At 67.2% G+C, this 5,411-nt stretch carries 5 protein-coding genes; all 5 read right to left on the bottom strand.

The window, feature by feature from the left end:
• Nucleotides 1–118: 118 nt before the first annotated feature.
• Nucleotides 119–1,054 (bottom strand): homoserine kinase, encoded by a 936-nt coding sequence (gene thrB / locus AC2VOG_RS15650; protein ID WP_486940790.1) that lies wholly within the window; start codon nt 1,052–1,054, stop codon nt 119–121.
• Nucleotides 1,054–2,136, bottom strand: a complete 1,083-nt coding sequence (gene thrC, locus AC2VOG_RS15655) for a threonine synthase (RefSeq protein ID WP_486940791.1) — start codon at nt 2,134–2,136, stop codon at nt 1,054–1,056. Before thrC ends, thrB begins: the two co-directional genes overlap by 1 nt.
• Nucleotides 2,133–3,458, bottom strand: a complete 1,326-nt coding sequence (locus tag AC2VOG_RS15660; RefSeq protein WP_486940792.1) for a homoserine dehydrogenase — start codon at nt 3,456–3,458, stop codon at nt 2,133–2,135. Before AC2VOG_RS15660 ends, thrC begins: the two co-directional genes overlap by 4 nt.
• Before the next feature lie 4 nt (nt 3,459–3,462).
• Nucleotides 3,463–4,794, bottom strand: coding sequence for a diaminopimelate decarboxylase (lysA, locus tag AC2VOG_RS15665; RefSeq protein WP_486940794.1), 1,332 nt, complete (start codon nt 4,792–4,794; stop codon nt 3,463–3,465).
• Nucleotides 4,795–4,877: 83 nt separating this feature from the next.
• On the bottom strand, nt 4,878–5,411 hold a 534-nt coding region (locus AC2VOG_RS15670), incomplete at its 5' end, for a DALR anticodon-binding domain-containing protein (RefSeq protein ID WP_486940793.1).

Consider the following 5,411-nt stretch of genomic DNA (forward strand, 5'->3'; position numbering starts at 1 on the left):
GTCCTAGGGGTCGCGCAATGTCTGCGCATCATGCAGATGACTGCGATTGCTGGACGGAACCGAGAATAACCTTCTTCGGTGCCGGAAGCAAGAAGCCAGTTCGCGGTGTCCGAGGACACTAGCTGGGAACCGCTACCCCAGAGCCCCAGCATACGCCATCGCCGACCGCCATCTCGCTGACCTGGAAGCCGTTTGCGGCCGCGTATTCCAGCACCTCGGCGGGCAGTTCGGACGCCGTGCTGAGCGCGATCACCGCCGGTCCGGCCCCGGAAAGCACAGCCGCTAGGTTGCAACGGCGTAACAGTTGCAGGTATTCCGCCGACGCCGGCATGGCCGGTGCCCGGTACGGCTGGTGGAGCACATCCTCGGTGGCCGCCATCAGCAGGTCGGGCCGTTCGGTAAGGGCCACCACCAGCAGCGCGGCCCGACTTACGTTGAAGCGGGCGTCCTCGTGACTGACCTGCGTCGGCAGCAGCACCCGGGCCTCGACCGTCGACGAACGCTGCACGGGAATGGCCGGAAAGAGGTGAATGTCGGGATGCAACCGGATCTGAGCCGCCGCGTAGGCGGGCGACCCGCCGCTGGTGTCGGTCCAGGACACGACGGCGCCACCCAGGACCGCAGCGGCTGCATTGTCGGGATGTCCTTCGAACTCCGATGACAGCTGGATCAGCTGAGCTTGGCTCAGCGGCGTCAAACCCGCTTGTGCGAGAAGTCCATTCACCGCGGCGAGGCCGCCGACGACCGCCGCAGCCGACGAGCCCAGGCCGCGAGAGTGCGGAATAGCGTTGCGACAGCGCACTTTCAAGCCCGCGGCGCCGACACCGGCCGCCTGCAACCCGCGCTGGATGGCGCGTACGACGAGATGGCCGGCGTCGCGCTTCAGCTCCCCGGCCCCCTCCCCTTCGACCTCGACGACCAGACCGGCATCTGTTGTCTCGACCATGACTTCGTCGTAAAGACTCAGCGCCAGCCCGAGGCTGTCGAAGCCTGGCCCGAGGTTGGCGCTGGAGGCGGGGACGACCGAGTTGCCCAGCAGCCCGGAGGCCAGCACTAGGCCAGCCCCAAGGTCGCGACGACGGCGACGGGGTCGACCGGGACCGGCTCCACCTTCGGCATGTCGCGCAACGCGGTGTCGGGGTCCTTGAGGCCGTTGCCGGTGACCGTGCACACCACCGTCGATCCCGGTTGCACCCAGCCGTCGTCGACCGATTTGAGCAGACCCGCGATGCTGGCCGCCGACGCCGGCTCGACAAAGACACCTTCAGTGAAGGCGACCAGGTGATATGCGGCCAGGATCTCGTCGTCGGTGGCGGCCAGGAAGCGCCCGTTGGACTCCTCCTGGGCGGCGACGGCGGGCCCCCACGATGCCGGCGAGCCGATCCGGATCGCGGTGGCAATGGTCTCGGGATTCTTCACCGGCACGCCGGACACCAGCGGAGCCGCGCCGGCGGCCTGAGTGCCGAGCATGCGCGGAAGCTTTTCGCTCACGCCGTCCGCGTGGTACTCGGTGTAGCCCTTCCAGTACGCGGTGATGTTGCCGGCGTTGCCCACCGGCAGAGCGTGAATGTCGGGCGCATCACCCAAGACGTCGACGATTTCGAACGCCGCGGTCTTCTGGCCCTCGATGCGAACCGGGTTGACCGAATTGACCAACGCGATCGTCGGGAAGTCGGCGACGATCTTGCGGGCCACCTCCAGGCAGTCGTCGAAGTTGCCGTCGACCTGAATGATCTTGGCGCCGTGCATGACCGCCTGCGCGAGTTTGCCCATCGCGATCTTGCCCTGCGGAATGAGCACGGCACAGGTGATGCCGGCGCGGGCGGCGTAGGCCGCGGCCGACGCCGACGTGTTGCCGGTGGACGCACACAGCACAGCCTGCTGACCGCGGGCCACCGCGTCGGTGACGGCCATGGTCATGCCGCGGTCCTTGAACGACCCGGTGGGGTTGAGCCCCTCGACTTTCAGGTGAACCGTGCAGCCGATCCGCTCGGAGAGCCGGGGCGCCGAAATCAGCGGCGTGCCGCCCTCGAGCAAGGTGACCGGCGTCCAGTTGTCGCCGACCGGCAGCCGTTCTCGGTAGGCCTCGATCAGGCCGGGCCACCGTCGGTGCACGGCTGTCTTGGAGGAAGTCATACGTTGGTTCCTTCCAACCGCAAGACGCTGGCCACGCCCTGCACTACGTCCAACTCGGCCAGCGCGTCAACGGTTTCGGACAGCGCGGCGTCGGTCGCGGTATGGGTGACCACCACCACGCGGGCTCCGACACGCCGCCCGTCTTCACCGACCACGCCTTCCTGACGCACCTCGGCGATGCTGACCTCGCGCTTGGCGAATTCCGCTGCGACCGTGGCCAATACGCCCGGCTTGTCCGCGACGTCCATGCTGACGTAGTAGCGGGTGGGAATCATGCCCATCGGCGCGATGGACAGTTGGGCGTATTTCGACTCTTTGGGCGCCCGGCTGCCGAGTACCCGGTTGCGGGCTGCCATCACCAGGTCGCCGGTCACCGCCGACGCGGTCGGCGCTCCGCCGGCACCCTGTCCGTAGAACATCAGCCGGCCGGCGGCCTCCGCCTCGACGACGACGGCATTGAAAGCGCCGCTAACCGTGGCGAGTGGGTGCTCCAGTGGCACCAATGCAGGGTAAACCCGAGCCGAGACCCGTTGTTGCCCGTCGTCTCCTGCGATCCGCTCGCAGATCGAAAGCAGCTTGATGGTGCAGCCCAGGGCACGCGCGGACGCGAAGTCGTCCGCGCTGATCTTGGTGATGCCCTCGCGGTAGACGTCGTCGGCGGTCACCCGGGTATGGAAGGCGATCGACGCCAGAATGGCGGCCTTCGCTGCGGCGTCGTAGCCTTCCACGTCGGCGGTCGGGTCGGCTTCGGCATACCCGAGCGCGCTCGCGTCGGCCAGCGCCTGCTCGTAGCTGGCGCCGGTACTGGCCATTTCGGACAGGATGTAGTTGGTGGTGCCGTTGACAATCCCGGCCACCCGCTGCACGGTGTCACCGGCCAGCGACTGCGTCAGCGGGCGGATCACCGGAATGGCACCCGCCACCGCCGCCTCGAAATAGAGGTCTACATGGGCGTTTTCGGCGGCCTGGGCCAGCTCACCGGTGGCCACCGACAGCAGCGCCTTATTGGCCGTCACCACGGACTTGCCGTGCTCCAGCGCGGCCAGGATCGCCTTGCGCGACGGTTCGACCGGACCCATCACCTCGACGACGATGTCGACGTCGTCGCGGGACACCAGTGCTTCGATGTCCTCGGTGAGCAGTTCGACGGGCACACCGCGGTCACCGGCCACGCGTCGAACACCGATGCCGCGCAGCACCAGCGGCGCCCCGACGCGGGCGGCGAGGTCGTCGGCGCTTTCCTTCATGATGCGGACAACTTCGCTGCCCACATTGCCAAGTCCCAATACCGCTACGCCGACCGGCTTTTCATCGCTTGCCACCGACTCACCTCACTTCCAGACTCAACAGATCGTCAACCGTCTCCCTGCGCAAGACCAGACGGGACTTTCCATCACGGACGGCCACCACTGCAGGGCGGCCGATCAAGTTGTACCGGCTCGACAGCGAATAGCAGTAGGCGCCGGTCGCCGCGACCGCGACCAGGTCACCGGGTGCTATGTCGTCCGGCACCCAGGTGTCGCGCACCACGATATCGCCGCTCTCGCAGTGCTTTCCGACAATCCGGGCCAGGGCGGGCTCGGCCTCGGTGGCGCGGGATACCAGTCGGACGTCGTAGTCGGCGCCGTACAGTGACGTGCGGATGTTGTCGCTCATGCCGCCGTCCACGCTGACGTAGCGCCGGTGCGCGGTCGCACTGACACCGACGTCCTTGACCGTGCCGACTTCGTACAGCGTCACCGTTCCCGGGCCGGCGATCGCGCGCCCGGGTTCAACAACCAGGCGCAGAACCGGCAGACCCACCGCGGCGGATTCGCTGCGCACGATGTCGCTGAGCTTGTCGGCAAGTTCACCCACCGGCGGCGGGTCGTCGTTGGGGAGGTACGAAATACCAAAGCCGCCGCCGAGATCGACCGTCGCGATCTGCGCGGTCTTGTCGACGCCGAACTCGGCGACCACGTCCCGCAACAGGCCGATCACCCGGTGGGCGGCGATCTCGAAGCCTCCGACATCGAAGATCTGCGAGCCGATGTGGCTGTGCAGACCGACCAGTCGAAGATTGTCGGCGGCGAAAACCCGCCGGATCGCGGCCATCGCGGCACCGTTGGCCAGTGACAGCCCGAATTTCTGGTCTTCGTGGGCGGTGGAGATGAACTCGTGCGTGTGCGCCTCGACCCCGACGGTGACGCGCACCAGGACGTCCTGGACGACGCCCGCTTCCCCTGCGATGGCGTCGAGTCGCTCTATTTCGATCATCGAGTCGACCACCACATGGGCGATGCCGATCTTGACGGCGGCGGTGAGTTCGGCGACAGATTTGTTGTTGCCGTGCAACGCGATTCGCTCGGGGGGAAAATCGGCGTGCAGCGCGACCGCGAGTTCGCCGCCAGTGCACACGTCGAGCGACAAACCTTCTTCGTTGATCCAGCGGGCGATCTCACTGGACAGGAAGGCCTTTCCGGCATAGTGCACGTTGGCGCCGCCGCCGAATGCGGCCGCGATCTCGCGGCAGCGCGACCGGAAGTCGTCCTCGTCGATGACGAACAACGGCGTGCCGTACTCCTGCGCCAAGGACTGCATCGAGACACCGGCAATGCTGACCATGCCATCGTCACCGCGAACCGCGTTGCGCGGCCATACATTCGGGGACAACTCCAGTAGCTCCTGGCCCGCACGCGGACACGGCGGAACGCCGGAGTGGTGGAACTCTTCGGCGTGCCGGGGCCCGGCCGGGTGCGCGTTCACATTCGCACCGGAGCACTGACGCCGAGGATGGCCAACCCGTTGGCGATCACCTGGCGGGTCGCCTGGCAGAGCGCCAGGCGCGCGGTGTGCAGTTCGCCGGCTTCCTCGTCACCCTGCGGCAACACCCGGCAGGCGTCGTAAAACCGGTGATAGTCACCGGCCAGATCCTCGAGATAGCGGCAGACCCGGTGCGGTTCACGCAGCGACGCAGCGGTATTCAGCACCCGAGGGAACTCGCCGAGGCTGCGGATCAGCGCGCCCTCCTTCTCGTGGGTCAGCAAATCGAGGTGGCCGGTGTCGGGGCTGAGTCCGAGCTCGGCGGCGTTGCGGGCCAGCGCGGAAAGCCGCGCGTGCGCGTATTGCACGTAATAGACCGGGTTTTCGCTGGACGCCGACGACCACAGCGCGAGGTCGATGTCGATCGGGGTGTCCACCGACGAGCGAATCAGGCTGTAGCGCGCGGCGTCGACGCCGATCGCCTCGACCAGGTCGTCGAGGGTGATCACGGTGCCGGCCCGCTTGCTCATCTT

It is taken from the genome of Mycobacterium sp. TH-M11 (assembly GCF_057473725.1).